The sequence below is a fragment of the Massilia sp. Root335 genome, assembly GCF_001425685.1.
In the GTDB taxonomy this organism is placed as follows: Bacteria; Pseudomonadota; Gammaproteobacteria; order Burkholderiales; family Burkholderiaceae_D; genus Telluria; species Telluria luteola.
Map to the genome: position 1 here is coordinate 58,832 of NZ_LMCY01000008.1, position 26,546 is coordinate 85,377.

General features: G+C 59.7%; 24 protein-coding genes and 1 pseudogene. 12 read left to right on the forward strand and 13 right to left on the reverse strand.

Annotated elements, in window-relative coordinates; translation table 11 throughout:
- Window positions 1-74: 74 nt before the first annotated feature.
- Window positions 75-1,025, reverse strand: a complete 951-nt coding sequence (locus tag ASC93_RS06215) for a LysR substrate-binding domain-containing protein (protein ID WP_056438787.1) — start codon at window positions 1,023-1,025, stop codon at window positions 75-77.
- A 98-nt stretch (window positions 1,026-1,123) separates the two neighbouring features.
- Between ASC93_RS06215 and ASC93_RS06220 the strand changes: the two genes are divergently transcribed.
- Window positions 1,124-2,350: an MFS transporter gene (locus tag ASC93_RS06220; RefSeq protein ID WP_056438789.1), complete on the forward strand. Its 1,227-nt coding sequence runs from the start codon at window positions 1,124-1,126 to the stop codon at window positions 2,348-2,350.
- 63 nt (window positions 2,351-2,413) lie between these two features.
- On the opposite strand, the gene ASC93_RS06225 is transcribed toward ASC93_RS06220, so the two are convergent.
- Window positions 2,414-3,496, reverse strand: a complete 1,083-nt coding sequence (locus tag ASC93_RS06225) for a hypothetical protein (RefSeq protein WP_056438793.1) — start codon at window positions 3,494-3,496, stop codon at window positions 2,414-2,416.
- Window positions 3,497-4,009: 513 nt separating this feature from the next.
- Here ASC93_RS06225 and ASC93_RS06230 point away from each other — a divergent pair.
- The gene (locus ASC93_RS06230) at window positions 4,010-4,423 is read left to right on the forward strand and encodes a type VI secretion system Vgr family protein (protein WP_056438796.1); all 414 of its coding nucleotides are present in this window, start codon (window positions 4,010-4,012) and stop codon (window positions 4,421-4,423) included.
- Between the two features lie 582 nt (window positions 4,424-5,005).
- On the opposite strand, the gene ASC93_RS06240 is transcribed toward ASC93_RS06230, so the two are convergent.
- Both ASC93_RS06240 and ASC93_RS06245 read right to left on the reverse strand, forming a co-directional pair.
- Window positions 5,006-5,434 (reverse strand): hypothetical protein, encoded by a 429-nt coding sequence (locus ASC93_RS06240; protein WP_056438802.1) that lies wholly within the window; start codon window positions 5,432-5,434, stop codon window positions 5,006-5,008.
- Window positions 5,435-5,446: 12 nt separating this feature from the next.
- Entirely contained in the window at window positions 5,447-5,938 is a 492-nt protein-coding gene (locus ASC93_RS06245; protein WP_056438803.1) for a type VI secretion system tube protein Hcp, read from the reverse strand.
- A 225-nt stretch (window positions 5,939-6,163) separates the two neighbouring features.
- Between ASC93_RS06245 and ASC93_RS06250 the strand changes: the two genes are divergently transcribed.
- The 9 genes and pseudogenes from ASC93_RS06250 to ASC93_RS06290 all read left to right on the forward strand — a co-directional run bounded on the left by ASC93_RS06250 (window position 6,164) and on the right by ASC93_RS06290 (window position 14,609).
- On the forward strand, window positions 6,164-6,739 hold the full coding sequence (locus ASC93_RS06250; RefSeq protein WP_056438806.1) for a recombinase family protein: 576 nt from the start codon (window positions 6,164-6,166) through the stop codon (window positions 6,737-6,739).
- Between the two features lie 4 nt (window positions 6,740-6,743).
- The gene (locus tag ASC93_RS06255; RefSeq protein ID WP_200958280.1) at window positions 6,744-8,378 is read left to right on the forward strand and encodes a DDE-type integrase/transposase/recombinase; all 1,635 of its coding nucleotides are present in this window, start codon (window positions 6,744-6,746) and stop codon (window positions 8,376-8,378) included.
- Window positions 8,368-9,339 (forward strand): ExeA family protein, encoded by a 972-nt coding sequence (locus ASC93_RS06260; protein ID WP_056438812.1) that lies wholly within the window; start codon window positions 8,368-8,370, stop codon window positions 9,337-9,339. The genes ASC93_RS06255 and ASC93_RS06260 overlap by 11 nt, the downstream gene beginning before the upstream one ends.
- 8 nt (window positions 9,340-9,347) lie before the next feature.
- Window positions 9,348-10,052: a hypothetical protein gene (locus ASC93_RS06265; protein WP_056438814.1), complete on the forward strand. Its 705-nt coding sequence runs from the start codon at window positions 9,348-9,350 to the stop codon at window positions 10,050-10,052.
- A 158-nt stretch (window positions 10,053-10,210) separates the two neighbouring features.
- Window positions 10,211-11,017, forward strand: coding sequence for a DUF2345 domain-containing protein (locus ASC93_RS06270; protein WP_267874931.1), 807 nt, complete (start codon window positions 10,211-10,213; stop codon window positions 11,015-11,017).
- A gap of 34 nt (window positions 11,018-11,051) precedes the next feature.
- On the forward strand, window positions 11,052-12,176 hold the full coding sequence (locus tag ASC93_RS06275; protein WP_056438820.1) for a hypothetical protein: 1,125 nt from the start codon (window positions 11,052-11,054) through the stop codon (window positions 12,174-12,176).
- Window position 12,177: 1 nt separating this feature from the next.
- Entirely contained in the window at window positions 12,178-13,857 is a 1,680-nt protein-coding gene (locus tag ASC93_RS06280; protein ID WP_056438829.1) for a TIGR02594 family protein, read from the forward strand.
- Window positions 13,858-13,863: 6 nt separating this feature from the next.
- A complete protein-coding gene (locus tag ASC93_RS06285) occupies window positions 13,864-14,346 on the forward strand; it encodes a hypothetical protein (protein ID WP_056438832.1) in 483 nt (160 codons plus the stop codon).
- Window positions 14,347-14,348: 2 nt separating this feature from the next.
- Window positions 14,349-14,609, forward strand: a pseudogene (locus ASC93_RS06290) (PAAR domain-containing protein).
- Window positions 14,610-14,876: 267 nt separating this feature from the next.
- Here ASC93_RS06290 and ASC93_RS29505 read toward each other — a convergent pair.
- Entirely contained in the window at window positions 14,877-15,878 is a 1,002-nt protein-coding gene (locus ASC93_RS29505) for a DUF4268 domain-containing protein (protein ID WP_082547802.1), read from the reverse strand.
- A gap of 464 nt (window positions 15,879-16,342) precedes the next feature.
- Here ASC93_RS29505 and ASC93_RS30455 point away from each other — a divergent pair, with 464 nt between their 5' ends.
- Window positions 16,343-18,385, forward strand: coding sequence for a hypothetical protein (locus tag ASC93_RS30455; RefSeq protein ID WP_157201761.1), 2,043 nt, complete (start codon window positions 16,343-16,345; stop codon window positions 18,383-18,385).
- Window positions 18,386-18,832: 447 nt separating this feature from the next.
- On the opposite strand, the gene ASC93_RS30460 is transcribed toward ASC93_RS30455, so the two are convergent.
- From ASC93_RS30460 to ASC93_RS06320, 8 genes are all read right to left on the reverse strand, one after another.
- Complete coding sequence (locus ASC93_RS30460; protein ID WP_157201762.1) at window positions 18,833-19,495, reverse strand: hypothetical protein; 663 nt, start codon at window positions 19,493-19,495, stop codon at window positions 18,833-18,835.
- A gap of 6 nt (window positions 19,496-19,501) precedes the next feature.
- Window positions 19,502-20,164 (reverse strand): GAD-like domain-containing protein, encoded by a 663-nt coding sequence (locus ASC93_RS29510; RefSeq protein WP_082547803.1) that lies wholly within the window; start codon window positions 20,162-20,164, stop codon window positions 19,502-19,504.
- On the reverse strand, window positions 20,161-21,267 hold the full coding sequence (locus ASC93_RS29515; protein WP_082547804.1) for a polymorphic toxin type 15 domain-containing protein: 1,107 nt from the start codon (window positions 21,265-21,267) through the stop codon (window positions 20,161-20,163). Before ASC93_RS29515 ends, ASC93_RS29510 begins: the two co-directional genes overlap by 4 nt.
- Before the next feature lie 3 nt (window positions 21,268-21,270).
- A complete protein-coding gene (locus ASC93_RS29520) occupies window positions 21,271-21,624 on the reverse strand; it encodes a DUF4150 domain-containing protein (RefSeq protein ID WP_082547805.1) in 354 nt (117 codons plus the stop codon).
- Window positions 21,625-21,633: 9 nt separating this feature from the next.
- Complete coding sequence (locus ASC93_RS06310) at window positions 21,634-23,055, reverse strand: DUF2169 domain-containing protein (RefSeq protein ID WP_056438844.1); 1,422 nt, start codon at window positions 23,053-23,055, stop codon at window positions 21,634-21,636.
- An 11-nt stretch (window positions 23,056-23,066) separates the two neighbouring features.
- Entirely contained in the window at window positions 23,067-25,199 is a 2,133-nt protein-coding gene (locus ASC93_RS06315; protein WP_157201763.1) for a type VI secretion system Vgr family protein, read from the reverse strand.
- Between the two features lie 208 nt (window positions 25,200-25,407).
- On the reverse strand, window positions 25,408-25,629 hold the full coding sequence (locus tag ASC93_RS30465; RefSeq protein ID WP_157201764.1) for a hypothetical protein: 222 nt from the start codon (window positions 25,627-25,629) through the stop codon (window positions 25,408-25,410).
- Window positions 25,630-25,649: 20 nt separating this feature from the next.
- Window positions 25,650-26,042, reverse strand: coding sequence for a hypothetical protein (locus ASC93_RS06320; protein WP_056438848.1), 393 nt, complete (start codon window positions 26,040-26,042; stop codon window positions 25,650-25,652).
- Window positions 26,043-26,546 lie beyond the last annotated feature (504 nt).

The following is a 26,546-nucleotide window of genomic DNA, read 5'->3' on the forward strand; positions in this document are numbered from 1 at the left end:
GCATGCGCAACACGATTCGTCCATCGGGCGAATCGTCCCGGACACCACGCCGGATCATGCGTCGCCGGGACGAATCACCGCCCCGGCGGCGCGACGATGCCGAACGCCTGCGGCACCGCGACGCGCATGATGTCGATGAAGCGGCGCAGCCGCGCCGGATAAAAGCGCGCAGGCGGGTAGATCAGCCAGATCGGCAGCGGCGCCGCCTGCCATTCCGGCACGAGCTGCACGAGCCGGCCCGCGTCCAGTTCCTCGCGCAACGCCCAGCGCGATCCGATCGCCATGCCCACGCCCAGCACGACGGCGTTGCGCATCGCGTACAGGTTGTCCGTGTACAGGCGCGGGCGGATGTCCACGCGCACGGTCTCGCCGTGCTGCGCGTGGGTCAGCGTCACCTCGTCGCGGTAAAAATTGCTGACGGCGATCCACGGCAGGCGCGCCAGCTCGTCCGGGTGCGCCGGCACTGCACGGCCGTCGAGGAGGGCGGGCGACCCGACGACGATGCGCGGCACGTCGCCCAGCCGGATCGCCACGACGGACGGATCCGGGATGTCGCCCACGCGGATCGCGCAATCGATGCCCTCGCCGATGAAGTCCGGCGTGCGGTCGTGCAGGGTCCAGTCCACCGTCATGCGCGGATAGCGCGCCAGGTATTCGGCCAGCGGGGTCACCAGCTGCTGCTGGCCGAACGCGTGCGGCGCGACGACGCGCAGCATCCCGACCGGCTCGTCCACGGCGCCCCGGATCTCGCTTTCGAATTCCTGCCATCCTGCGATCAATTCCTTTGCCCGGGCATAGCAGCGCATGCCATCGTCCGTCAGTTTCATCGCGTGCGTGGAGCGCTGCAGCAGGCGCACGCCCAGCGATTTTTCCAGGGCTTTCAGGCGGCGGCTGATCGTCGGCTGGGTCGTCGCGAGCGCCCGCGCGGCGGCGGACAGGCTGCCGGCATCGACGATGCGCACGAAGGTTTCGACCAGCATCATACGGTCGGCAGAGGGATTGATACTCGAAAAGTCTGTGCTCATACGCCTATCGTATAACAGTTTGACGCTCGCCGCTGCTACACGGCCATGCCGCGGATCTTCATAATGCGCTGCAACATCACTCAACGGAGTCAACAACCATGAGCATCGCACACACCGCCGCGACTGCCGTACCGGTCCAAACGAGGCTGACCTCGCCTCTGATCTTCCTGCTGGCCGCGAGCACCGGCCTGTCCGTCGCCGCCCTCTACTATAGCCAGCCGACACTGGGGATACTCGCCACCGACCTGCACGCCAGCAACCGGGCCGTCGGCTGGATCCCGACCTTGACGCAATTCGGCTACGCCCTCGGCCTGCTGTTCCTGGCGCCGCTGGGCGACCGTTTCGACCGCCGCACCATCATCGTCGTGAAGTCGCTGCTGCTGGCCGCGGCGCTGCTGGCGATTGCCGCCGCGCCGGACCTGGCCGTGCTGCTGGGCGCGAGCCTCGCCGTCGGCCTGCTGGCCACCGTCGCCCAGGACATCGTCCCGGCCGCCGCCACCTTGGCGCCGGCCGAGCATCGGGGCCGCATCGTCGGCACCGTCATGACCGGGCTGCTGCTGGGCATCCTGCTGTCGCGCGTCGTCGGCGGCGTCGTCGCTGAAGCCTTCGGCTGGCGCGCCGTGTTCGGCGGTGCCGCCGCCGTCGCCGGCCTGACGACCGCGATCCTGGCCCGCTGGCTGCCGAGCTTCAAGCCGGCGAGCACGGTCGCCTATCCGGCCCTGCTGGCGTCGCTGGCCGCGCTGTGGAAGCAGCACCGCGCCCTGCGCCTCGCCGCGACGGCGCAGGGACTGCTGGCGATCGGCTTCTCCGCGTTCTGGTCCACGCTGGCCGTGATGCTGCATGGCGCCCCGTTCCACCTCGGTTCGGCCGCCGCCGGTTCGTTCGGCCTGGCCGGTGCCGTCGGCGCGCTGGCCGCCCCGTTCGCCGGCCGCCTGGCCGACCGCCGCGGTCCACAGTGGGTCACCCGTCTCGGCGCGACCCTGAGTGTCGCCTCGTTCGCCGCCATGTTCGCCATGCCGCACCTGTCGACGCAGGCGCAACTGGTGCTGCTGGCGCTGGCCACCGTCGGCTTCGACCTGGGCGTGCAAGCCACGCTGATCGCCCACCAGACGATCGTCTACGGCATCGCACCGGAAGCCCGCAGCCGCCTGAACGCGATCCTGATGACGACGATGTTCGTCGGCATGGCCGCAGGCGGTGCCCTCGGCGCCCAGGCGCTGGCCGCATGGGGCTGGAACGGCATCGTGGCCCTGGCCGTCGGCTCGAGCCTGGCGGCGCTGGCGGTGCGCATGCGGGCGTCGTCGGGGAAATCGTCGGGCAAATAAGGAACGCAGCAAGGTTGACCAGCGCCAGGCCACGGCAACGCGGCCTGGCGCTGTGCTTTCGTGCTAGGCCGCGATGCGTGGGCGACGGCCGGCCACGGCGTCCATCGCGCTGGCGCCCGCGCGCACGGCGAGCACCGTCATGCCCACGCAGGCGGCGACGAGGATGACGAATTCGCCGTAGCGTGCGGCCGCCGGCTGCTGCATGAGTGGCTGGCCGAGGAATGTCGACGCGACCGCGACGAGCAGCATCATCACGGGGAAGTGGAAGAAGAAGGTGAATGCCGCGGCTTGTGGCGCCGCGTGGTCGCCCGTCACGTCGTGCCGCGGGTGGGGCGGATACAGGGCCCAGGCAACGGCGGCGAAGCCGACGCCGACGAACAGGTATTTCCACTCGATGAGCCAGGCGCCGAACGGGGACGGCAGCAAATGCGCGTCGGCGCCGATGAATCTGGACAGCAGCAGTGCGCCGGCGAAGCCGGCAATGGCGACGGGCGCCGGCGGCCTCGCGGCGTGCGTCGCGCCAGCGTACACGACCGCGATGCCAGCCAGCCAGATGGCGGCCCAGGCCAGGAATGACGCCGGCGCGAGCGCGACCACGACCGCCAGCAGCACGATCCGCCTGGGCCATGCCGCGCGCGCACACAGGGCGAGCAGGATGAGCGACCAGAACAGATAGGACAGCAGGTACAACATGCCGTTGCTGCCGAACGTGGGAACGACGAAGGGCTGCAGCATCAACAGGTTTCCCAGCAGCGGCGCAGAGCCGAGCGTGAGCGTGCTGAATGCCGGGTAGGCCGTGTACAGGCCGGACCCGTTGAAGAATCGCGCGCCGGCGGCGTCGAAGGCGGCGCCGAGGACCAGGCCGGGCAGGAGGAGCCGGTACAGCGCGCCCACGCGCCGTGCGACGGCCGCGCCGGGCGGACGGCGCAGCAGTACGCGTCCCGTCACGATGCCGTCGAGGACGAAGAAGACGGCGAACGATTCATGGCCGAGCCCGGTCAGGAAGTAGAACGCCGCCGACAGCGCCGTTTTCGCGTGCACGTCCTCGTAGTCGACGAACAGCAGGAAGCGCACGTGGTACATCAGCGTCACGACGACGCTGGTCCAGCGTGCCAGCTGCAGGAACGAGACGAAGCGGTTGGGCATGGGGGATTACACAAGCATTGATTTACAAGCAATGTCTCCGGTGACAATGCTGCAAGACATTGTCCAGGTTCATCAAGCAAGTTGCAGTTCCATGGTAAGGAACGGGCGGCCGGCAGGGCTTGAGGCTACGCAGGCTGGATACGTGGCTCGACGCGATCGTGATGGGCAGTCGGCGGGATTGTCGCGGGCCGGCCACGCAGCTCGCTGCGGCGCGGCGGTACGTCGCCGGCGGACCTGTGGCGGCATGTCTCATGCGCATTGCATGGTGTCGCACAGTTGCCAAAAGTAACAACAATTTCTTGTAATATCGGTAGAATGTTGCTTTTCACAATGTTACATAAGGGAAACATTGTTGTGACGGCGCCAGTCCCGGCCTGATTCTCTGTTTTCTTTGGACTTGTATGGCCAGCCAACCGTTCCGGCTCCTCGACAACCGGCAGCAAAACAGGATTTTGCGTCTGTCGTTTCCCAACAATGATGGACCCGAGACACAATTTCTGGTGAACGCACTGGATGCGACGGAGCACGTGTCACGCGATTTCGACGTCACCGTCGAACTCTTGTCCGACGATCCCGACGTGCCGCGAGGCGCGCGGCGAAGGCTGGGAACTCGCGACCGATGCCTGGGGCGTCGCGCGCGCCGGCAGGGGCATGCTGATCACGACCGAGGCGCGCGCCAACGCCGCGGGCGCGGCCAAGGACATGACGGAAACGACGGCCCGCCTGGACGCCGCGCGCGAGGCCCAGGCCGATCTGGCCGGGATGGCCGAGCAGTACGGCGCGCAAGACAAGGCCGCCCGCCAGGCCGGCGTCGCGGCGGCACTCAAGGCGCAGAATGACGGCGTCAAAGGCGCCGGTGCGGCAACAGCGGGCGGTTTCCCCGAATTGTCCGAGCCCAGCCTGGTACTTGTAGCAACCTGCATTTAAAACAGGCCCGACCAGCATTCCAGCCGGTTTTCGGCCAGGAATAACTGCAACTGACGCCCCCTTCAAACCAGCATTCGCTGTAAATGAACCTGCATTTATCCGCGTCGACCTGCATTTCATCGCCGCGAACCGGAATTATTTGCAACTGACCAGAAATTGTTTGAATTTCATGAGTAGGATGAGGTGGGTAGCCCAGCGGCAAGCATCCGGTCGCGCAGCTCCGCTGTGCGCGCGAGTTCGAGTTTGTTGCTGAACAGCGCGCGGATTTCGGCGGGCTTGGCGTTGTGGAGGCCCTGCAGCGCTACATCCTGGGCGAGCTGTCGCTGGGCGATCTGCTGGCCAGCCCACGCGAATTCACCGTGGCGGCTGCGCAGCAGCCGCCAGCCAACAGGTGAATCCTGGCCTACTTGGACCGCTCACGTAGCTGACGGCGAAGCCGAAAGTTATCTGCCACTGTGGCAACAAGAAAGATCGTATTCAGCACGCCAAACGCATCGTTCCCCAAGTAGTGCCAGAAGGCCCAGGCCGCCGAGGAAACTGCGATACCTGTCACAAGCAGCAAGAGGGCATCTTTCGCATCTTTCATCGCATGAACCTGTACGTCCTGTAGTATTTTCGACCTGGAACACTCGGGTTGTAGATTTCTGGGTGCCGATGCAGAAGTGTCGTGACCCACGGTCGGTCGAGCTTCCACTTGGACGCCTCATAGAGAACATCCGCGAGCGAAGTTCCGCCGGCTAGCGTTCGGCCTGTCGCAACTGCAAGACTGCCAATTAATGCGCCTACGTAGTAGGCGGCGCCCGCAGCGCTCATCACGGCCAGCTGCTCCAACCTGGTGCCCGCGCCTATCACCTCCATCACTGTCACTTTCGTCCCGAATTTTTCGATGCAGCCGAGGATCGTGCTTATGGTCCCAATCGCCAGCTGCTGCGTTCCAAAGAGACTTTCGGGTGGTGGCATAAGCCCGAGGGCCTCCATGTTCTCCTTGAAGTACTTGTAGAAGTCCGACATGGCCAGCCCTCGTCAAGCCACTTTGTTGGCTGCCAGGTCCCAGCCGCCGGAGGTGTTGCCTTGCGCGCCGCCCCGGATGCTCTGCCTGGTGTACGACCACTTGATTTTCGAGTAGGCCAGCTGGACGTGTTCGGTGATGGTGCCGCCGTCGCCGCTGTCCGGCGACACGTCCGAGAGCATGACGTTCTCCAGCTCGATCTTGAAGTAGGGGATCGGCTTGCCGTCGCCGTCGGCCCGCATGAATTCGAACACGGCTTTTGGGATCGTCTTGCCGGCGGCGCAGGTCTGGAGCAGGACGGGCGACGAGAGGTCGGCCAGCTTGTGGAAGGAGATGTTGCGCAGCTCGGCCCGGCCGCTGGTATGGCCGCCGGCGGTCGAAACGGTCGCCGCCCTGGGCTGATGCACGCCCCACAGCACATGCGACACCTCGATCCAGTCCTTGTGCCTGTCGTCGGCCGATTCGCCCTTGATGCCGTCGATCTGCAAATACGCGTCGATTGCCATGTTGCCTCCGAAATTGGTTGGGGGGAATACCCGAGCATTGTTGCTTGACCTTCACAATGTCGATTTAGGACGCGTCAAGCGTGGTGCAAGAAACGAGGGTTTATTGGACTCCCGTGCGCGGCCGGCGAATGGAGGGTAGTGCAAGCGCAAGCACCCTCCACAATCCCTTTCCAATATTCAAAGTCCAGCTATACTGAATTTTCGTGATTTCTTGGACATGTCGCCATGCTGATCGGCTACGCCCGTGTATCGACCGACGACCAGAACCTGGGCTTGCAGCGCGATGCGTTGCAAGCGGCCGGCTGCGAGCGCGTCTTCGAGGACATGGTGAGCGGCGCCAGGGCGGATCGTACCGGACTGGCTACCCTCATGAGCATGCTGCGCGCCGGCGACACGGTGGTCATCTGGCGGCTCGATCGGCTGGGCCGGTCCCTCAAGAACCTGATCGAGCTGGTCGAAAGACTTGAAGCTGCCAAGGTCGGGCTGCGCAGTCTGCAGGAAAACATCGACACCACGTCGAGCGGCGGCAGGCTGGTCTTTCACCTGTTCGGCGCACTAGCCGAGTTCGAACGTAACCTGATCCGTGAACGAACACAGGCCGGCCTGGTCGCGGCGCGCGCGCGCGGCCGCATGGGTGGGCGGCCGAAGCGCCTCGATCCGGTCAAGCTCGCGCTCGCCGTCAAATTGCACCGGGAGCGCAACCACACCGTCGAGGAAATCTGCAAGATGATGGGGATTTCCAAATCCACGCTCTACAACTATCTCGACAAGGCTGAGAACGATGGCGGCCGGGTGGCGTAAGCAGATCCCGGCCGAATCGCTGCTGCAATTGCGGCAGCGACTCGACCGTCTTCCCCGCAAGAGTCCGGAGCGTGCGGCCCAGGTGCGCGCCATGTCCGAGCTGTACGGCATCTCCACCACGTCGGTGTACCGTGCCTTGAAGGACTTTCTGAAACCACGCGTCGTCCACCGCACCGATCACGGCAAGCCGCGCGTGATGCCGAAATCGGAACTGGAGCGCTACTGCGAGCTGGTCGCCGCCCTCAAGCTGCGCACCACCAACAAGCAGGGCCGTCACCTGTCCACGAAACGCGCCATCGAGTTGCTGGAGGAGTATGGCGTTGAGACGGCGCAGGGACTGGTACGCGCGCCAAAAGGTGTGCTGACGCGCAGCACTGTCAACCAGTACCTGACGCTTTGGCACCTCGACCAGCCGCGCCTGCGCCGGCAACCGCCAGCGGTGCGCTTCCAGGCCGAGCATAGCAATGACTGCTGGCAGTTCGATATGTCGCCGTCCGATCTCAAGCGAATCGACAAGCCGGACTGGATCGAACCTGGCAAGGGTGAGCCGACGCTGATGCTGTACAGCGTCGTGGACGACCGCAGCGGCGTGGCCTACCAGGAGTACCGCTGCGTCTACGGGGAGGACGCGGAATCGGCACTGCGCTTTCTGTTCAACGCGATGGCGCCGAAGGCGGACCCTGAATATCCGTTCCAGGGCCGGCCCCTGATGATCTACCTGGATAACGGTCCGGTCGCCAAAAGCCGGGTATTCCAAAATGTGATGCACGCACTTGGCATCGAGTGGATGACGCACATCCCTGCCGGCAAGGACGGTGAGCGAGTAACGGCGCGCTCCAAGGGAAAAGTCGAGCGGCCGTTCCGCACGGTGAAGGAAGCCCACGAGACGCTATACCATTTCCACAAGCCCGAAACCGAGCAACAGGCCAACGAATGGCTGTTGCGCTACCTGATGCGCTACATTCGTCAGGATCATCGCTCCGAGCAGCATTCGCGCATCGAGGACTGGCTTGCCAACCTTCCGGCCGATGGCATTCGGGAGATGTGCACCTGGGAGCAGTACTGCCGCTTCGCCCGTGAGCCGGAACGGCGCCGGGTGGGCGTCGACGCGCGCGTGTCGGTCGAGGGCACCAGTTACGAAGTCGAGCCGGACATGGCCGGCGAATATGTGCTGCTCCTGTGGGGGCTGTTCGACAACGAACTGTATATCGAGTACGAAGGCGTGCGCACCGGCCCGTATTATCCAGTCTCCGGGCCGATCCCGTTGACCCGCTACCGCGCCTTCAAGCAGGGCGCCGCCGACGCGCGCGCCGACCGCATCCGCACCCTGGCCGACCAGCTCAAGCTCCCCATCGAGGCGCTGGCCGGCAAGGAGCTACACCTGGAACCGCTGAACCTTCCAGGCGAACTGCCGCTACAGCCCTTCGACGCCGATGCGCACGAATTCCATTATGCGAACGTCATTGCCGCCAAGCTCGCGATTGCGGACGAGCTGGCTAAGCCGCTGGCCAAGTTGTCGCAGGAGGATCGCGCCGTCATCGACCAGGTGCTGAGCGAGACGCTGACGCGCAGCCTCGTTCTTGCGCGCATACGAGAGTATTTCCGAAGCAAGAAGACTGGAGAGGACCATGCGAGTTGAAGTGATGCAGTACTACGGACTGACCCAACCACTGAGCCAGGCCGGGTACTACGAAACCGACCACCATAAGCAGCTAATCAAGGACATCAAGGGAGCCGCCCTTCAGGGGCGGCTGATTGCCCTCTGCGGTGTCGTCGGCAGCGGGAAAACGGTCACGTTGCGTCGCCTCCAGCAGATTTTGAAAGACGAAAATCGCGTTGCCGTCGCCAAGTCGCTGTCCGTGGAAAAGCACAGCATCAAGCTGGCCACCTTGATCTCCACGCTCTACTACGACCTTTCTCAGGACAAGCAGGTGCAAATTCCCAAGCAGAGCGAGAAGCGCGAGCGGGAATTGCAGGAGATCGTCAAGAAGGGGAAGCGGCCCGTGGCACTGTTCGTCGACGAGGCGCACGACCTGAACGGCCACACCCTCATCGGCCTCAAGCGCCTGATGGAAGTGGTCGAGGACGCAGGCGGGCGACTGTCGGTGATCCTTGCCGGCCATCCGAAGCTGCGTAACGACCTGCGCCGCCCGACCATGGAGGAAATCGGCTACCGGACCGATATCTTCACGCTCGATGGCGTCGCCGGCAGCCAACGCGAGTACATCTTGTGGCTGCTCGGCGCGAGCGCGGCCCCGAACACCGATCCCGAGTCGATCCTGGACGGCGATGCGATCGATATCCTGTCCACCAAGCTGCGCACGCCGCTACAAGTCCAGCTACACCTGACCCTGGCTCTGGAAGCGGGCTATCAGACCGGCGAGAAGCCCGTCACGGCCGCGCTGGTTGAAACCGTGCTGTCTCGCCAGCTTGACGACCTGGAACCGACCCTGACCCGCCACGGGTACAGGCTGAAGGATATGGTCGAGCAGTTCGACGCCAAGCCCGCCGAAATCCGCGCGCTGTTCAACAACAAACTCGAACCGGCGCGCACAGCGGAGCTGCGCGACCGGATGCTGGCCGCTGGCCTACCCATCTGATCCTACTCATGCAATTCAAACAATTCACAGTCGCTTCCTGCTTTTCGTCCTTCATGTTGCCGCACATTCTCTTCGTTGAAGAGTTGGAGGCGCGGCAGAAAGCGGTTATGAGCTGCTGCCTGGCATGGAACATCAGCCTGTTCCCTGACGCCGCGCAGGAAGACCACATCGAGCGGATTTGGAAAATGGTCGAGGCCGACAACCAGGAAGCCCCATCTCCCGGCTTGGAGCAGGGATTCAAGCAGGACCTGCGCATGCTGGTGGAACAGAAACAGGAGCTGTTTCCGTGGACGCATGCGAACATCCCAAAGGCAGACTTGATCGGAGCGGGCGTCCACGATGTCTTGAGGATTGCCACCGGCACGGGCACGACGGAGGAAATCGAAATCCTTGCCTGGCCGAATCCGACCGGATTGCCGCTCATCATCGAGCACCTGCGGGGCATCCAGAGCGACACGGCCGCCCAGGTCGGGCTGCTGGAGCAGGCCCACCGTATCCCCGGAGCCTTCACCGACATCGAGGCAACCCAGATGACGACCGCGTATTGCGTGCAGCGGGCCGATCTGGTCGGCTACCAACGCATCCTGACGGTTTGGCGCGACACCCAGCCGGCGCCGAGCGTCAAGCGCGTCATCGGCCACTGGCTGGGCGTGCTTGACGAAATCCGGGCCGACACCAAGGCCGTGCTGAACATCCTGGTCAGTTGCAGATAATCCCGGTCCGCGGCGGTGGAATGCTGGTTGGGGCGGATAAATGCGGGTTCATTTGCAGCTAATGCTGGTTTGCGGGGGGCTTCAGTTGCAGTTATTTCTGGCCGAAAACCGGCTGGAATGCTGGTCTGGGCAGTTTCAAACGCAGGTCGCTACAGGTACTGGCCGGCGCGGCCGGCATCGCGATGACCAGCGCCAGGTCGACGCACGTCGCGAGCGCCGAGCACACGGCGCTCACGGCCGGCAAGGATCTCGCCGTGGCCGCCGGCGGCAAGTTGTTCGCCAACATCCGCGAATCGCTGCGCCTGTTCGTGCAGCGCGCCGGCATGCGCCTGATCGCGGCGGCCGGCGACATCGACATCAAGGCGCTGAGCGACAGCATCAACGTGCTGGCCAAGCTGCAGATCACGCAGACGGCCGACAAGATCATCATCAGCGCGCGTGACGAGGTGCAGATCAGCGGCGGCGGCAGCTACGTCAAATTCAGCAAGGCGGGCATCGAGCATGGCACCGACGGCGCTTTCGCGGCACACGCCGCCACGCATTCGTTCGTGGGCCCGCGCAGCATCGACGCCGTCCAGCAGGCGGCGTTCGAACAGGCGGTGCCGCGCAAGTACAGCCAGCAGCTGATGGTCGACGCAGCGCTGTGGAAGTTGCCGGACGGCGTGCGCGCCGTGCGTTACAGATTCCTGTCCGAGGCCAATACCGTGCTCGGCGCAGGCAATCTGGACGCCCAGGGCCGGTCGGCCCGCCTGTTTACCGAGGCGTCCCAGCCGGCCGCCGTCGAACTCGACGTCAACGCCGGCAAGTGGGAGCAGATCGTCACCGAGCGCGTCGACGAGATCAGCAGCCCGGCCGGCGGTCCCGTTCTCGTGTTCGACTACGCCGATCACGAGGATGCGCCGATCGTCCCGGGCGACGACGACGCCGACGATCCCGATCTGAGCCGATACGACATCACCGCCTGAACCCCGCGGCACCGCCGCTTTCCGGAACCGAATCATGAAACCGTCCTTCCTGTTTTTTCCCTTGCTCGCACTGAACGCCTGCTGCCAGGTGCTGGCCGCTCCCGTCGTGCTGAGCAAGCCGCATATGTCCACCTTCGTCGCGCAGGCGCGCCAGGGCGCCGGCGGCAATGTTTGCATCGTGGGGCAGACGATGGATCCGGATGGCGACCTGCGCACGCGTGGCCTCGTGGCCGTGTACAGCCCCGCCGACAACAGGATCGTGTGGCAGCAGACGGTCGATGCGCCGGACGATGACGCGTCCGTCCGCTTCATGGCCTGCCGCGTATCCGGCAAGGACGTGTACGTCGCCGCGAACGTCGACACGCATGCCGAGCAGTCGCTGAACCAGGGGCTGGCCTGGGTCTACCGTTTCGGCGAGAACGGCAAGCTCATCGCGCGCAAGGAGCTCGCCACCAGCGTGCGCAACGCCTTCGTGTACGACATCGACGCGGACGCCGGCGGCGTGACGGTGGCGGGACGGACCGCAGAAGTGACGGCGAATGCCCAGGCCAACGCGATCTTCTTCGCAAAGCTCGACCCGGCCCTGCAAGCGGCATCGTTCAGCAATCTGGCGACGGGCGCGTACCTGGGCGGTTCGGTGGTCAGGCTGAACGGCCACACGGCCTACCTGGGCGGGAATTTCGCGCCGGCCCACGCAGCGGCGGACGCCCTGGCCGACGATTACGCCGTGTCGAAGATCGTGGCCGGCAAATACCAGTTCAGCGTCAGGCCGCAGAAGGGCAAGGCGGAGGACATCGCCACCGCCGTCACGCCGGCGGGCGAGATCGTCTCGCTCGGCTACGCCGGCAAGACGACGCACCTGACGGTCGTCGGCCCGGACGGCAAGGTGAGGGAAGACTTGCAGGTCGCCGGCGCCTGGTGCCAGACCGGTTCTGCCAGCGCCGACGCGGCCGCCGTGTACGCGGTCCGTTCGGCCTGCGGCAGGTCGCAGGATCCGTCCGGCCTCGTGGCCGTGAATCGCAAGACCGGTGCGCAGACGGTCGTCAAAGGCGTCGCCGGCGAGCCCGCCTACGTGCTGGCCCTGGAGGACAAGCTGGTCGTGATTGCACGCAAGGGCAACGGCAGCCTGCTGGTGCAGGCGGTCGCGAAAGGGCAGTAGCATGACGAAGGAAACCTATACCTACGAGCAGAAGCTTGCCTTCATCCGGCAGTTGTATTGCCCGGCGCGCGCCGTGGCCGCCGAAACGGGCTGTTCCTGGGAACTGATCCTGGCGCAGGCGGCGCAGGAGACCGGGTGGGGCGAGAAGGTTTTGCCCGGCACCAATAACATCTTCAACATCAAGGCGAGCGCCGGCTGGGACGGCGAATCGAAGGTATTCCACGTCTGGGAGAAAGTGGGCGGGAAAAAAATCTGGGTCGATTCGCCGTTCCGCGTCTATCCGACCGTGCTTGCCAGTCTCAAGGACCGCACGAAATTCTTGAAGAGCAATCCGATCTATACGAAGGCCGGCCTGTTCGACAAGGACACCGTGGGCGACTTCGCCAAGGAGGCGGCGGCCCTCAAGAAGGCCGGCTATGCGACCGACGAAAACTATGTGCAGGCATTGAAGGACGTGTGGAATGGCCGCACGATGCGGCGCGCGGTGGCTGCGGCGCAAAAGCAGGGCTGCGGCGCGCAACTTCCTGTCGCCGAGATTCTGTTGAAGGATGGCGCCAAGGCCGCCCTCGCCAACACGAAGGTCAGCGTGGCGGTGGGTCCGCGCAGCACCGAGACCGTGACCGATGCGCAGGGCGCCATCGCCGTCCGGATCGCACCGGGGACGACCGACAACATCGTGCTGAAGGTATTCGACGCGATCCGCAAGGAATGGGCAGAACTTGAACCGGTCGTGATTCCCGATCCCCTCAAGTCGCTCACGGTCACGCTGCTGGCGCCGACCGTTCTGGTGCCGACCAGCACGCGGGTCCACGACAAGCCGCCCGCGTCCGGTCCGGCCAGGCCTGCGGTCGCACCGGCCGTACCGGCGCCCGGCACGGTGAAGACGACCACCCACACGATCGCCAGGGGCGAGACGCTGTCGTCGATCGCGGCGCATTACAAGGTGCGCTACAAGACAATCGCCGACCTGAACGGCATCCGGTCGCCGTACGTCATCCGGCCGGACCAGGTCTTGCGCATTCCGGTCGTGGATGGCCACGATGCCGCGCCGGCAACCGCCGCCGCCGGAAGCGGATTCGACGATTTCCTGAGTGCCCTGCACGTTGCCTATTTTCGCGACGAGGCCGACAAGCCCAGAACCGAGGTGATGGCGTCGGTAAAGGCGCCGTGGATGAAGGTGGCGGAAGAGGAATTCAAGGCCAAGGTGAAGCGAGTTCCCGGCAGGGCCGCCAATCCGCATATCATCGAGTACTTCAAGGAAACGAGCCTGAACAAGAAGGACGCCAGTACGGACGAAACCGCGTGGTGCGCGGCGTTCTGCAACTGGTGCCTCGTCAAGGCGGGCTATCAGGGGACGCACGACGCGCTGGCCGCGTCATTTCGGAACTGGGGGCGCGCGACCCGCGGCAACAAGCCCGCGCTCGGCGCGGTGGCCCTGATCCGCTTTCCGGACGGCCGTCACCACGTGACCTTTGTGGCGGGACGGGACAAGGCGGGCGTGCGCCTCGCGACGCTGGGTGGCAACCAGGGCAACAACAGCGCCGTGACGCACAGCCACGTGCCGACAGCCTGGGTCGTCTGCTATCGCTATCCGGGCAATTACCCGGATTATGACGACGATTACATTCTCCACGACGTCAAGGCGGACGGCGCGCCGCTGACGGCGGCAACCACACACTGAGACCGCATGACACATCACATTCGCAACCATCTGCTTTTCTTGTTCGCGCTGCCCCTGGCAACTGCCGCGCAAGGCTTCACCGGGACGGTCGACCTGAGCGCCAGGGACGCGGCCGCGACCCGTCATCTGACGATCAGCCATTGGCGTGTCGACAAGCGGGGCGTCCCGTCCTTCGATTACCGCTACACCCAGGACGGCCCCGGTTGCACGTACCGGCGGGAGGGCCACGCCGTGGCCGGCTACGACGACAACGGCGACAACGGCGACAGCGTCGAACTGGAGGTCTACAACCCGCAAGGCGCCGACGGCAAGGAAGGCGCACCGGTGGGCGCCTTCTACGACGAGCCCAACGGCGTGGTCTTCGGCATGCCGGTGCGCGGCAAGGGCGCCGAGTTCTGGGTCTCGTTCGACGATCCGCGCATGAAGAAGACCTTGCCGGCGACGTGCGGCTTCACCGCGCACGGCGCCGCCGTGATGCTCAGGAAGTGACGATGTCCCTGAAAATCATTGTGGTCGGCGACAGGACCGACCACGGCGGCACGGTGCTCGGCGGTTCGCCGACGCACGACGTAGGGGGCAAGCCTGTTGCGCGGCGCGGCGACTAGGTCGACTGCCCGCGACATGGCGAGAACAGGATCGTGACCGCGCACGCGACGCTGTCCGTCGATGGCATCGCGGTGGCGGTGGAGGGATGCGAGACCGAATGCGGCAGCAAGCTCATCGGTAGCGGCAACGCCAGCGTCGCCGGCTGACGGAGCGAAAGCCAGACTGCCGAATTGCGCCCTTGTGTCATGGATAACATGACGCAACTAAAACAGGAAGGAAGAGGGGAGGTGGTCGGGGTGAGAGGATTCGAACCTCCGGCCTCTACGTCCCGAATAATGAGGATTTTGAAATACAGCCCGTAGGTAAATGGTTTCTGGCTTTTGTACTACAGTGAGTACTACACCGCTGGGTAATCGAAAACAAAAGAATTTCGTTTGGTCGACAATGTAATGTCGGTCGAATAATTGACATATTCACAACACGTCGCTTGGCAATGATTTAATCATCGGTCGGAAGACCCCGTCGAGTTTCTTTAAGGCCTGTGCCTGCCACTGGATATATTCGGGCCAGCGGGTTTCATCTTCGATATCGCAGTCATGGCGAATCAAACCAATGCCAATCCCTTTCTTCTCAGGCATGTCTGCCCATTCAAGCGCGTGGCCCATTGCGGCCTCAATCTCGTCTTTGCGTTTGTGAAAATACCGAAAAATAGCTTTTGGACTTGGAGAATTGCATACGACATAGAGCCGAACTGACATTCTTCCTTCCCACGAAACGATAGTTTCGAAGGAGAAGCCCGTTCGGCCAGCGCTGAACGTCAGCCATTGCTGCGGAAATGGTTTTGGTGCCTTGATCGACGGGTTTTGTTCTTTTTGATATTGGTGAAACGCTTGCCAATAGCGCAAATAGACTGCCTGTCGCGGTCCGTGAACTTTGTTCGAAGAAGCAGCCTCCTTAACGCTTCGGCTCCACTCATTCGGACTCGAAATTACGTTGAATTTAGGGGCAGGGGCAGAATCACCAATCCGCCAAAGCTCAATCTCCAGGCCGAAAAACTCATGCTCTTCATTCGTTATCTCATTTAGCCAGTCGAGCGCTGCGCGATGTTCATCAGTAAAACGAGATGCCACCCATATCACGGTCTTCGCTTCGATCCCGGCGGCATATGTTAGGATTTGCCCGAGATGAAGATGGTCGGTCTTTTCAAGCTGATTCTCTACGAGGACAGTCTGACCGCTAAGGCGATCTTTACAAATGATGTCGGCGCGGTAAGGACCGATAAATTCTTCTTGGCTGACTAGCTCCAGGTCAAGCCCAACGGCATCACTCATTATTGCGAGATTGGAGGGACTTGCAAGCCAGGGAGTGAAATCTGTAGCTTCATGCGTCCAAACATTGCGCAGATTTACACGAGAGAGTGACCCTAATTGCATCTTCGACCTTTGAACACCGCTGACAGAGTTGGCATGATGCATCAAAATTTCGCGTATGCCAAGTTTTCGTTACAGCCAGCGGCTTCGGTTGTGGGTCAATATTGACCAAGCGCGGCAGCAGGTAGCGTGCCTGGGTGACGTTCCCATGATTGATTCAAGCCATGCCTTCAACTTGAAGCAAGCCATGAGTATTCTAGTAACGTTGCGGCTGTGCTAGGTTAATGTCGCTCGAACCGACACTTACGGGGTAAGGCCACTAGCGCATGGTGAGAACAGCAACGCTACGATAAAAACCGAACTCAGCCACCAAAACCTGACCGCTCACTTTTCTACGGCAAGGTTGTGACTTGCCCATTGCTCCTTTCCTTGGAAAAGTGGCCACCCGGAACCCACGATCCAGCATTTTGAGACTCGGAGCGTGCGTGCTTGGCTGGCATCGACTTTAGCAGTCGAGATATTGGAAGTATAGTCATCGTGTCCCAATTATAGATGGAAGGAGACTTTTCATGAGATTGAGCTTTATCGAAACGATCCGGCAGAAACCAAAATCGATACCTAATCCCACAGGGTACGGGTTTGATAAGAATGTGTGGCAACAGGCATATGAGGCGCAACGCGACGGTAGTCCCGACGATCATAATGTTTATCTACTAGGGCTCATGCTCGCTCATCAAACTGGGCGAGTTCATGCAAGCGTTGAGAGACTTTCCGAAAACCTTCACTTCCGAACGATTGAAGATTTAAGCCAGTTTTTCTCGGAGCGAATAAACCAGGTTCAACTTCAAGTATTCCAGAGTCTTGAAAAGGCAATGGAAGGGGTTAAGCTTATTGCTAGCGAACGTGTTAGAGAAATGCGATGCTTCACTGACGCAGCGGGAAATTCCCACGCAATTCAACCACCAATGGAGGCTGTCGTAGATGCCATCGGTACCGCGTTGAAGCTACTCGGACGTGCTGGCGGACTCGGAAAACTGGAAAGCGCGCAGCGCGCTGGGATGACTATCGAAGACGTGCTCGGCAATCTCATGGATCTAGCTCAGCACAGTTTGTCGATTAAACGTGTATGGGACTCGGTAATTTGGTGGCGAACTGCCGTCGTGGTCGCCCATGACTGTCGTAGCTACTTCGTTGATGAACTCGCAAGCGACTTGGCGGTACGCGCAACCGTTGATTTAGCGAGACGGCCTGCTTTGATGGCAAGGTCGATCGATAGCTTTCAGAGGGAGAATCCCGAGACATTCGATAACAACGTTTTTGTTCCTTACGTGCGACTGCTTGAAGGGCGTCTGCTCGTCCAACCACTGCCGGCTTTTCTCGTGCCTGAGGAGGAACGAAAATTAGTGCTTGAAACACGCTACTCCCACGGCATATTGCAGGATGCGTCGCTGGGGACCTTTATACGAGAAATGCATCCTCAAGTGGGACTTCATATCAGAGAAATCATGGTCATCTGGGGCGAGTTGTCCACGATGGCGGCCCAAATTTATCAGTTAGCACGGCCCCTCGATATTGTGAAAGATAAGAATGAGCTATCAGTTCTTGTCGAGAGCCGATTGTCGCGCGATCAGATAATCGCAACTATTAAACAGTGTGTTGCATTGTCCGCAGATAGGGTAAAAGAGTGTCTTGATTTTCTTAGTTTCACACCATCTAAGTCTGCTGCACTATGGGACAATCCCTTGCTGCCTGCAGGGGACGATGTGCTGTTGCTCTGGTGGCCGTTGCAAGGCGCACATCAAGCTCGTCTGTTGAATGCTTGGTCAAAAAGTCATGAAGTGCTTACGGTTGCATTTAAGAAAAAAGGTCCTGCTAACGAAAGCTTACTGGCTGAGGCAATACGTGATGCCATCGCAAAGAGCCCCCATCGGGATCGCATGAAATTCATAGGAACAAGTTTGCATCCGCGCCAAAAGCCTGACGAGGAAATAGACTTGTTGGTTGTAATCGATGATACGGCATTTGTCATCGAGACTGCTTCCCTTCCTTCGCCAGCCGAAGCTTACGAGTTTTTCGATATAGAAGATCGGCTCCAGAAAAAGTCAAAGCAATGCCGCAAGCAATGCGCTGCCCTAAAACAAGATTTGAGTCAAATTGCTGAGTGGGCTGACGATGATTCTTTGCGAGAGAGGGTAACTAAGGTCTTTGGTCTGGTTGTTACAAACTCCTACTTGCGCGAAGGTTTATATGATGACGATATATGCTACTGTCACAGGGATACATTATATAACGTTATTTCGGGTGGGATCCATTTTGGAGTGACGCGCGGGCTCGAAGAGTACACTTTAAAAATGCCGATCCAGGTAGGCCCGGAAGGCTCGGTAGTCGACGGAATAATCAGCACGCTGAGAAAGTCGCCCAAGGCAGAGCTCTTTGCACGGTGTATAGTTCCGGTCGATTTCCGCGTTACGGGCTTCGACGATACTGACGTAGAAGGTTACTACAGAGCTGTGGAAATAGATATTCCTGAGCATGACATGTTAGAAAACCGCTTGCGGGAGTGCAGTTTTGCGGCATTACTGGAAGAATCGTCCGATCCTCGCTTTGAATAACTCGGCTAGTGTCGCGCTAAGCGACACTGCCAGGAACACTTTATTGTCGCGAGAACCGCCACTGATGGGCAAACGTTAGCTCGTCTGCTAACGCTTTGGCAGTAGCCGAACGCGGCCATCAGGCCCTTCGGCACCGTGGCGACCACGCGGAATTGCTACGACTCTGCCGTCTCGACCCTCCCGCGACGTTGCTCCCTTTGGTACAGCCACAACGCGTCCGTCGCTGCCCTCGCGAGAAGTCGCGCCGCGCGGAACTGCTACCACTCGACCATCCCGGCCTTCGCGCGATGTCCCACCGGGCGGCACTGCGACGACACGACCATCACGACCTTGCCGCGATGTGTAGCCGTGTGGAATTTTTACCTTTTTTCCGTCCTGACCAGTTCGAAAAGAGTGCGACATAATACCTCCGCTGTTCTGGAAGTATTTAGCCCATGCATTGCACCATTAATCGTTAAGGCGTTTCAGCCAGTTCCAGAAATCATCATCTGATTCAGATTCGTCCATACTTACGGTCTTGCCCACGACTTCCGATCCGCGCGCAGGAATGCTCAGCCCAAGTATGTTTTTAACGTAATTTTGGAAAAGTTGCGGTGGCGGCGGGTAGTCATCATCGTCGTATTCATCCTCTCGTACCTCATCTGGCGTTAATTCGAACTGATCAGGCCAACAGTGTTCGTCGTAACCGATCGCCAACAAACGTAATAGGTCTTCTATATTTTCGGCGAGCACACAGAGCATTACCGAGCCAGACCCTGAGCCTAAATGAACAATTCGCTGCTGACCATTATCATCTCGCCAAAGTCCAGCCCACGATCCATCGCCGCCGGTTCGCAAAAAGATCGCTAGCCGGTCGTTTACCTCGGGATCATCACTTTTTGTCCACTGTGCGGTATCAGCAGGGTCAGGTACGAAAAAACCTGTTTTTGCTAGGTCGCTGTGTTCGGGTTTGGGGTACAAGGTCATATAGCGAACGCCGTCGCGACGCGTCCGAACGCAGCCGTGTTCTTCCATGAATTGTAGGGCTTGCCGCAACACGCCCGGAAGCGGGTTCCGCTCCGGGAATGAAGAGGCCATTTCATCAGTAAAACTCATTTCTTTGTAGAACATAAAATGCTAAGAATTGAGTAATTTTTCGATTTCGACATTTGAGAATGGAAGTGTCGGTGACGCAAGCTGTCGAAGGATAGTCAGATGCACGTCTAACTTGAGCTTCCCAAGGTTCTCCAGTCGCATTTTCCCGCCTACAGCTATAGCAGGTTCAAAGCCATAAACTTCGTCTGGTTCAAGTGGGCCTAATTTTTTCAGAGCCCGCTGGAAGAGTTGACGCCCGGATTCGTCTTTTAGGTCACATTCACTAATGCTTAATCCAATAAAAGATCGGACCGACCAATCTTGATCTTCTTTGCTTTTCGGCTTCAAGTCCTTTGGTAGGGAAAAAATTGCGTTGATAGGACAGCTTATTGTCATATTGACGCCGCTGCGTTCGCCGCAAACATAAAGGTCGCCGAATGCCGTTCTACCGATTACGTGGAATGCATCAATTTGTTCCAGCGAAGTATCTTCTAGCCACTCATCAACAATGTCTTCGTAATCGTCTGGATTAACAATCCAAAAAAGGCCATTTGCATAACCGGACCACCCTTCTTCCCTCCAGTATGTTAATAACTGATCGGGTAGCTTGCCTTTCCATTTTTGGATGGCCTCTGCTGGAACATCGGTCCTGTGAGTCGCCTCACCGAATTCATCAATAAATACTTCAAAGTCTTCGTCTCTCATCTCATTCCCTTGCCACGGCAAGGCTCCAGTTTAACATTCATCTTTTGCTCGCCTCGACCGCTATTAATTGCCCTCTCGGCTTCGCGATCCATGCCGGCGACGCGGTCATTTTGGTTCCAACTTGCCCCAATCGACGAGTTTACATCTCGGCGTCCGTGCCCTTTCGGCTCCGGGTCCATCCAACCCCCAGCCACCATGTCAGGATCATGTAGCGCCGCTAACTTGTCCATCACTTGTTTAGCGCGCGCGGCGGCCTCTGTTTTTGCTTCTTGAGCGCTCATTCCCGTTTTTCGCAGGCTGGCGCGAATGCTTGCGCTAATTCTCGACAATGCTCTCTCGTTGAAAGTTTCTTGTGCCGCAGCCGCGGCTGGATTGCGGTTTAGTGCTTTAAACGCGTCTCGTGCCGCTTTGTAATCCGTTGCGCTCAGCTCATTGATTGCGCTTTCTTGACGTTTGAGCTGCGCGGCCATTTCCTTTAAGTATGCCTTCTGTTCGTCCTTACTCATCCGCATGAATTTTTTCTTATCAAACGGATGGAAACAAGGCACTTTATGCTCGCGGCCCTTTACGGTCACCTCTTTTTTTGGTTTTTTGGGACCAGATGCAACTTCCCGCGCCTCTTCTGCCTCTTTGGCTTCTCGGGCTTCCTTGGCTGCTTTGGCTTCTCGCGCAACTCTTGCGGCTTCCTCTGCGTCCTTTGCTGCCTTCGCAGCTTTGGCGACTTCTTCCGCTTCGTGCGCGCCCTTGGCGATCCTTGCAGCCGTGCCTGCGCCTTTCGCCATCCCTACTGCGCCCTTGGCGACCTTACCCACCGTCGTCACAACCTTGCCGCCTGGGATCATACTTGCCGCCGCGATGCCCGCTTCGACAAGATCGCCCTCAGCCGCGTAGATCGCCGCATCCGCCGCACCGGTCACTACTGATAGGCCGGGAACAAAGCTGGCTACACCTAACACTCCATGCACCCAAGGGCTGGACTTTTGCCACATGGTTTTTTCAGCGGCGTTCTCAAGGCTCGTGGCGAGATTGGCTCCGCCGCCATGCGGTTCGACGTGCGTTATAGACCGCTCAGCCTGTTCTAGGATTACCCCCTTCGTACTCATGGCTTAACTTGCCAGATTCATGTCGCACTCGTCGCCATGGCGCACAACGTATTTCTTCTCTGCCCTTACAGAGTTGGCACTTTGCGTAGCACGAACCTTTCCTTTGTTGACACCGGATTTCATGCCGCCGCCTGTTCCGGCCTCATTGCCGGTCACGTTCGTCACCACGCTGTCGTTGAGTAGGAAGACAGGATTGCCATTGAACCTGACCGATTTTGCGACTTCGACGCTATTACTCAGGTCAGCAATGATGGGGTAGGGAACAGGTACCATGTTCGGCCCCATTGGTGTCTTGCATACGTTCGGAACGAGGCTTACGGCCTTGAAGATGCTGTTTTTACGGGCACCAGTTGGCATATATTCCTCTCAAGCGATGGTTGGTGTGGGCTCGTTCGACTGGATTGCCGACTGCGGAGCCTTGAGGTTTTGAGCCTGTTCGCGCAGCGCGTCCACATCAGCGCGTGACAGCATTCGCGCTTCGAGCACCCGTATGGCAGGTTCGGAAGCGACGGTAGCGCGCCACACGCAAACGACGGAAGGCTTTTTGTCCGGGTTGTTAGCGTCGGGAGCCACGTCGATGATGACCGTATCGAGCTTGGCCGCGAGTTCGCCAATGCGTCCGTCTTCAAAACGGACTAGCACGAACGGCAGATGTCCCGGCAGAGCGAACGGCAGGAGCGTGTTGCCCCATGCGTCTTGTGTTGTCCCTGTACCGGCTGGACAAAGGTTGTACAGCGTAATGGTTTCGTCGCCATCCATATGTGGGACAACTTGCTGGTCGGCGGGTGCGCCGTTCCAGTACGCAAAATTGAAATCGGCGGGCAAACTTGGGTGGCGGTTTTCCAGCCATTGCTGGTCGTAGGTGCCTGCCAGCCCCAGGCGCGGCCTCCAGGCACGCCCAATGATGCCAAAGCCATCTGGCTCGCATTCGTCGCCAAAGCGCGCCATGGGCTGGTTAGCGGGCTCTATTTGCGGCGCTGGCACGCGCTTTAGTTTCGTCGCGCGAAGATACCAGTCTTCCGCGAAGCCACGGCCTACCGGGTTTCGCTCGCATACCGTATGGGCGATTGCTTGCGGCGCATCGCCAGTGGCCGCGTTCTCGGGCTGCGGCACTAGGCCTGGCAAGCGATGTTTTTTACTCACGCGCTTGGCTGACCGCTCGGTGACGAGTATTTTGTTCTCACCGCCATAGGCGTATTCGTAGCGCAGCGGCAGCGTTGTGATAGGTTGCGGTGCTGTCAGCTTCCATTTCGGGAGCGTGAACAGGGTCAGCGCCCGTATGAAGGCAGGACGCTTGCGCCATTCGCGAGCACCCGTGATCGTAAGTATCTTGGAGAGAATGAGCGGTCCTTGTTTGGCCTGCGCCGTCAAACGGGCGCACTTCTGCCGCCATTCGGCCATACGTTCGGGCGACGCATGAAATGATGGATTCAGGCCGTGCGGTTCAGGCGGCAAATCCGGCTCGGTAGGCGGGCCGTTGATCTTGAGAGCGACGGCAAACTCTCCGGTCGCGCGGCCCTGCGGCGCGTGCGCGTCGGCGATGACGATCACGTCGGTATGCGGCTTGTACGGCGCAAGGTCGGATTCCTGCTTGACGCTGGAGCGGTTCATTTCGCCGTAGTACTCATCCGACGTTACTAGCGGCGTTTGCTCCGGCGCGAGCAAGAACTTGCCGTCGTGCTGTAACTCGAAGGTGAGCCGCATGACGCCGACGTGGAAGCGCTGGTCATGCTGGTCGAGGGCATCGAACGCCATCGAGGGGTAAGGCGTGAGGTTTCGAAATTCCATGCGCGGCCCGGTCAGTTGATATCGACATCTTTGCCTGATATTTCCATCGGCCCGGATGCCTCGATGGCGATCTGCGTGCCGCTGATGGATATCTTGCCGTCCGCTGTCATTCGAAGGCTTGCCGCGCCGACCGTGATCGACAATTCATCGCCTGCCGTGATCGATATCGTCTTGCCGACTTTTGTAATCTGGTTGATGCCGACGACCGTGGCCATGATCGTGCCAACATTCAGGTTGTAGGCGAGGCCGACATTTTCCATGCGGCCCATGCCGACGTTCTGCATGTAGGCCATGCCGACCGTTTCCGTCTTCATCCGGGCAACGTAAGTCGACCAATTCTTGCCGATGTCGTCCTTGCGGTTCTTGCCGATGGTCTTGACGCGGTTGCCGCCGATATCGACGGTTTCGTTTTTATCGACTGTTTCGATGCGGTTGTTGTGAACAGTGATGGTCTCGTTGTTGTCTACCGTCTCGGTGCGGTCATGTTTGATGTGCGATGTCTCGTCGTGGTCGATGGTCTTGCGGCGGTCGTTGCCGACCCATTTATCCTCGTCGTGCTCGACCTCGGTAAGTTGATCGCGCTCAGCGTGTAGCCAGAGCTGTTCCCGGCCCTTCATGTCTTCGAAGCGCAGCGCGTTAGCGTTGCCGTAGCTGCCCTTCGGCGTGGAACGCGTCAGGATGCCGCTCTGGGTCTTGTTTGCAGGCAGATTCCAAGGCGGCATGTTGGCGGCGTTCGGCACCATGCCGGTGATGAGTCCGCGGTCTGGATTGCCATCCAAGAACTGCACGATCACTTCTGAGCCGACACGCGGAATTGAGGTCATGCCGAAGTTGGAACCAGCCCAAGGGGTAGCGACGCGAAGCCATGCTGAACTTTTCTCGTCGTTCGCGCCTTCGCGGTCCCAGTGGAACTGGACTTTGACGCGCCCGTACTGATCGGTGTGGATTTCTTCGCCCTTCGGTCCAACGACGGTGGCCGTTTGCAGGCCGTAGATTTTCGGTTCTACGCTGTTGAAGCCGCGACCGGGACGCCACGGAATGACCTTGCGGATACACTTGATCCGGTTCTCGTAGTGGGGCCGGCTGGCGTCGTTCACGTGGTAGTTGTTGCTCGCACTGTGACGCACTTCGATGATGAGGAATTCCCGGTCTTCTTTGCTTCCGCCGTCGAAATGGCCTGTCAGCCGGAACCAGTAGCCAGGGACGACGTGGCGATTGTTACCTACGGCCTCGAACAGCTTTCCCGCGTGTTCGAATTCTTCCATGCGCAGCTTCGCGAGACGGTCGCCGTCCTGATGATCCTTAAAGCCATAGGCACCCGCGTATTCGTAGTACTCTTTACGAAGTACCATGCCTTGTCGATTTCGCGTCGGCAGTTCAACGTTTTGCTGCCGAGGTGCCTTGAAATTAAAGGACGTTAGGGCCACGCTCGCAGGCACGATATGCCGCACGCCCGACCATTCATGGATGCCGTTTTCTTCCTGCGAGCCGGTATGACGCTGGTATGCGATCTCCACGCCATCGATGGGTTTGGCGTAGGTCGAATCGTCGCTCAGTATCAGTTTGTGACCCTTGGCCGTGTGTTCGTAGGCATAGTGCCAACCCGCAGCCTCCCAACGTCTGCTTAAGTAGTTGTGGTCGGACTCGTCGAACTGGCACGCCTCGGTCATCGGAGGGTCTTCCGCGTGGCCGCGCAATTCCCACTGAGGCAGAGCGCGGTACTCGCGAAAAATACTCCTCGTTTGATCGTATAGGCTCAGTCCATGGAACAGCATGCAGTTCTTGCGCAGGGCCAGATACTTCAGCCATGGCCCGAGCTTGGCTTCGTAGAACGCGACATTGCCATCCGTCTTCACAAATCGGAAACTGAAGACGTAGCCGGTGAAGTAGCGCAGGCTGCCGTCTTGCCGCACAAGTTCCACAGACATCAATTTGCCTTGGACGTCCTTCAGTTCGAGCGAGGCGTTGTCGGATAGTAGCTCGACAGTGAACTCGAAGTCGCGCGAAAGCCCTTCGTCCGCGTCCAGCCTGTTGACCAGTAACCTGGATTTCGGTTCGTCGCGATTGGGGAAAATCAGCCGCAGGATGCGGGAGTGCTGATAGTCGATAAGGAGGTTTTCAAGACTACGAAGCGTTTTGCTCATGCAGGTTCCCGTGCTCATCAAGACATCATCGCTGATGCAATAATGGCATGTATGATAACCGCTTGCTGAGCTAGCTTGGGGAAATTGCCGACTTGTTGCGCTCGGTCAGTAACATGAGAGCGCACCGGCTACAGCGTCATCTATGACTGCATAAATGTGGCAAGTGTCGTGTGAAGCGACACTTGCTAGGTGTATGCCGGGTCACTGCTTAATTTGTGCTTTCTACCATTGAACCACCGCCGCGAAAGCTTGGCCCCACAACAAAACCCATCTTGTTCATTGCATCGGGCAGATCAAGCATGTCAAATGGAGGCAGTGCCTTGCATTCCTTGGCTGGCTGTTCAGCTTTGGCCTGATCGGTCGCGGCCGTTGACGCCACCCTTTCGATTTTGGCCGCTTGCTTGGCAAGTAAAGCCTTCTCGTCGGGCAACGGTGGCGGCTTCCTCTCAATCAAACGATTGCGACGTTTAACAATAGGAGGGATATCGCGACAAGCTCGGTTGCTCTAGCGATGAGCGCTCGATACTGTGCATCAGGGAACCATCCCCGTGGCTCGTCTTTTTTCTTGATGGTCGGGAAGTTCGGAAGTGTAAGGAGCAGTTGGCGGTGAAGCGCATACCCCATGACTTTGTACACGATACCTAAGTGTCGCTGGATGGAGGACGGTGCCAGGTCGACCCCGATCTTTCCAACGAAGTCTTGCAGGGCGGCGAACGAAATACTCGCAAGCTCCATTGCCCCGAACTCGGCCAAGATTCGCTTGTTGAGCATGTAGATATCGTTGTCGTGCGCCATCTTGGAAAGCTCGCCGCGTTCCACTCGCGACTTCTGCGCTTCAAGCATCTTGTTCGCGCAGATGTCGAAGCGAGTGCCTTGCGTGAGTGCCTTGCCCGTTGCTTGCGCGTGCAGAATCGGGTTGTAGGTCGCCTTTGCGAACTCGATGGCTTCCTGCTTGTCTGTGGTTTTTGTGCTCAGCTTGATCGTCTTGCCGTTTTCAAAGCACCTGACTTGCCAGAACGGGCTTGCTTCGATTCGGTAGATTTTGAGCTTGTCTGGATACCCGCGTAGCGACGTTAGACTGTCCAGTGCGCGTTGATTTGCTAAGGGAAGGGGGAGTGCTTGAGGTCGATTTCGTTACTGGCGCGATTCCAAAAATATCAGGCCCAACTGCGTTGATATCAAAGGAAAACGGACGTGTGAAACCTAACTAAAGTACTACACAGGATACTGTAGTACTTTTAGGAAATCAACGATGGTGTAAGTTGTTGATTTTACTGTGGATTTTGGTCGGGGTGAGAGGATTCGAACCTCCGGCCTCTACGTCCCGAACGTAGCGCTCTACCGGGC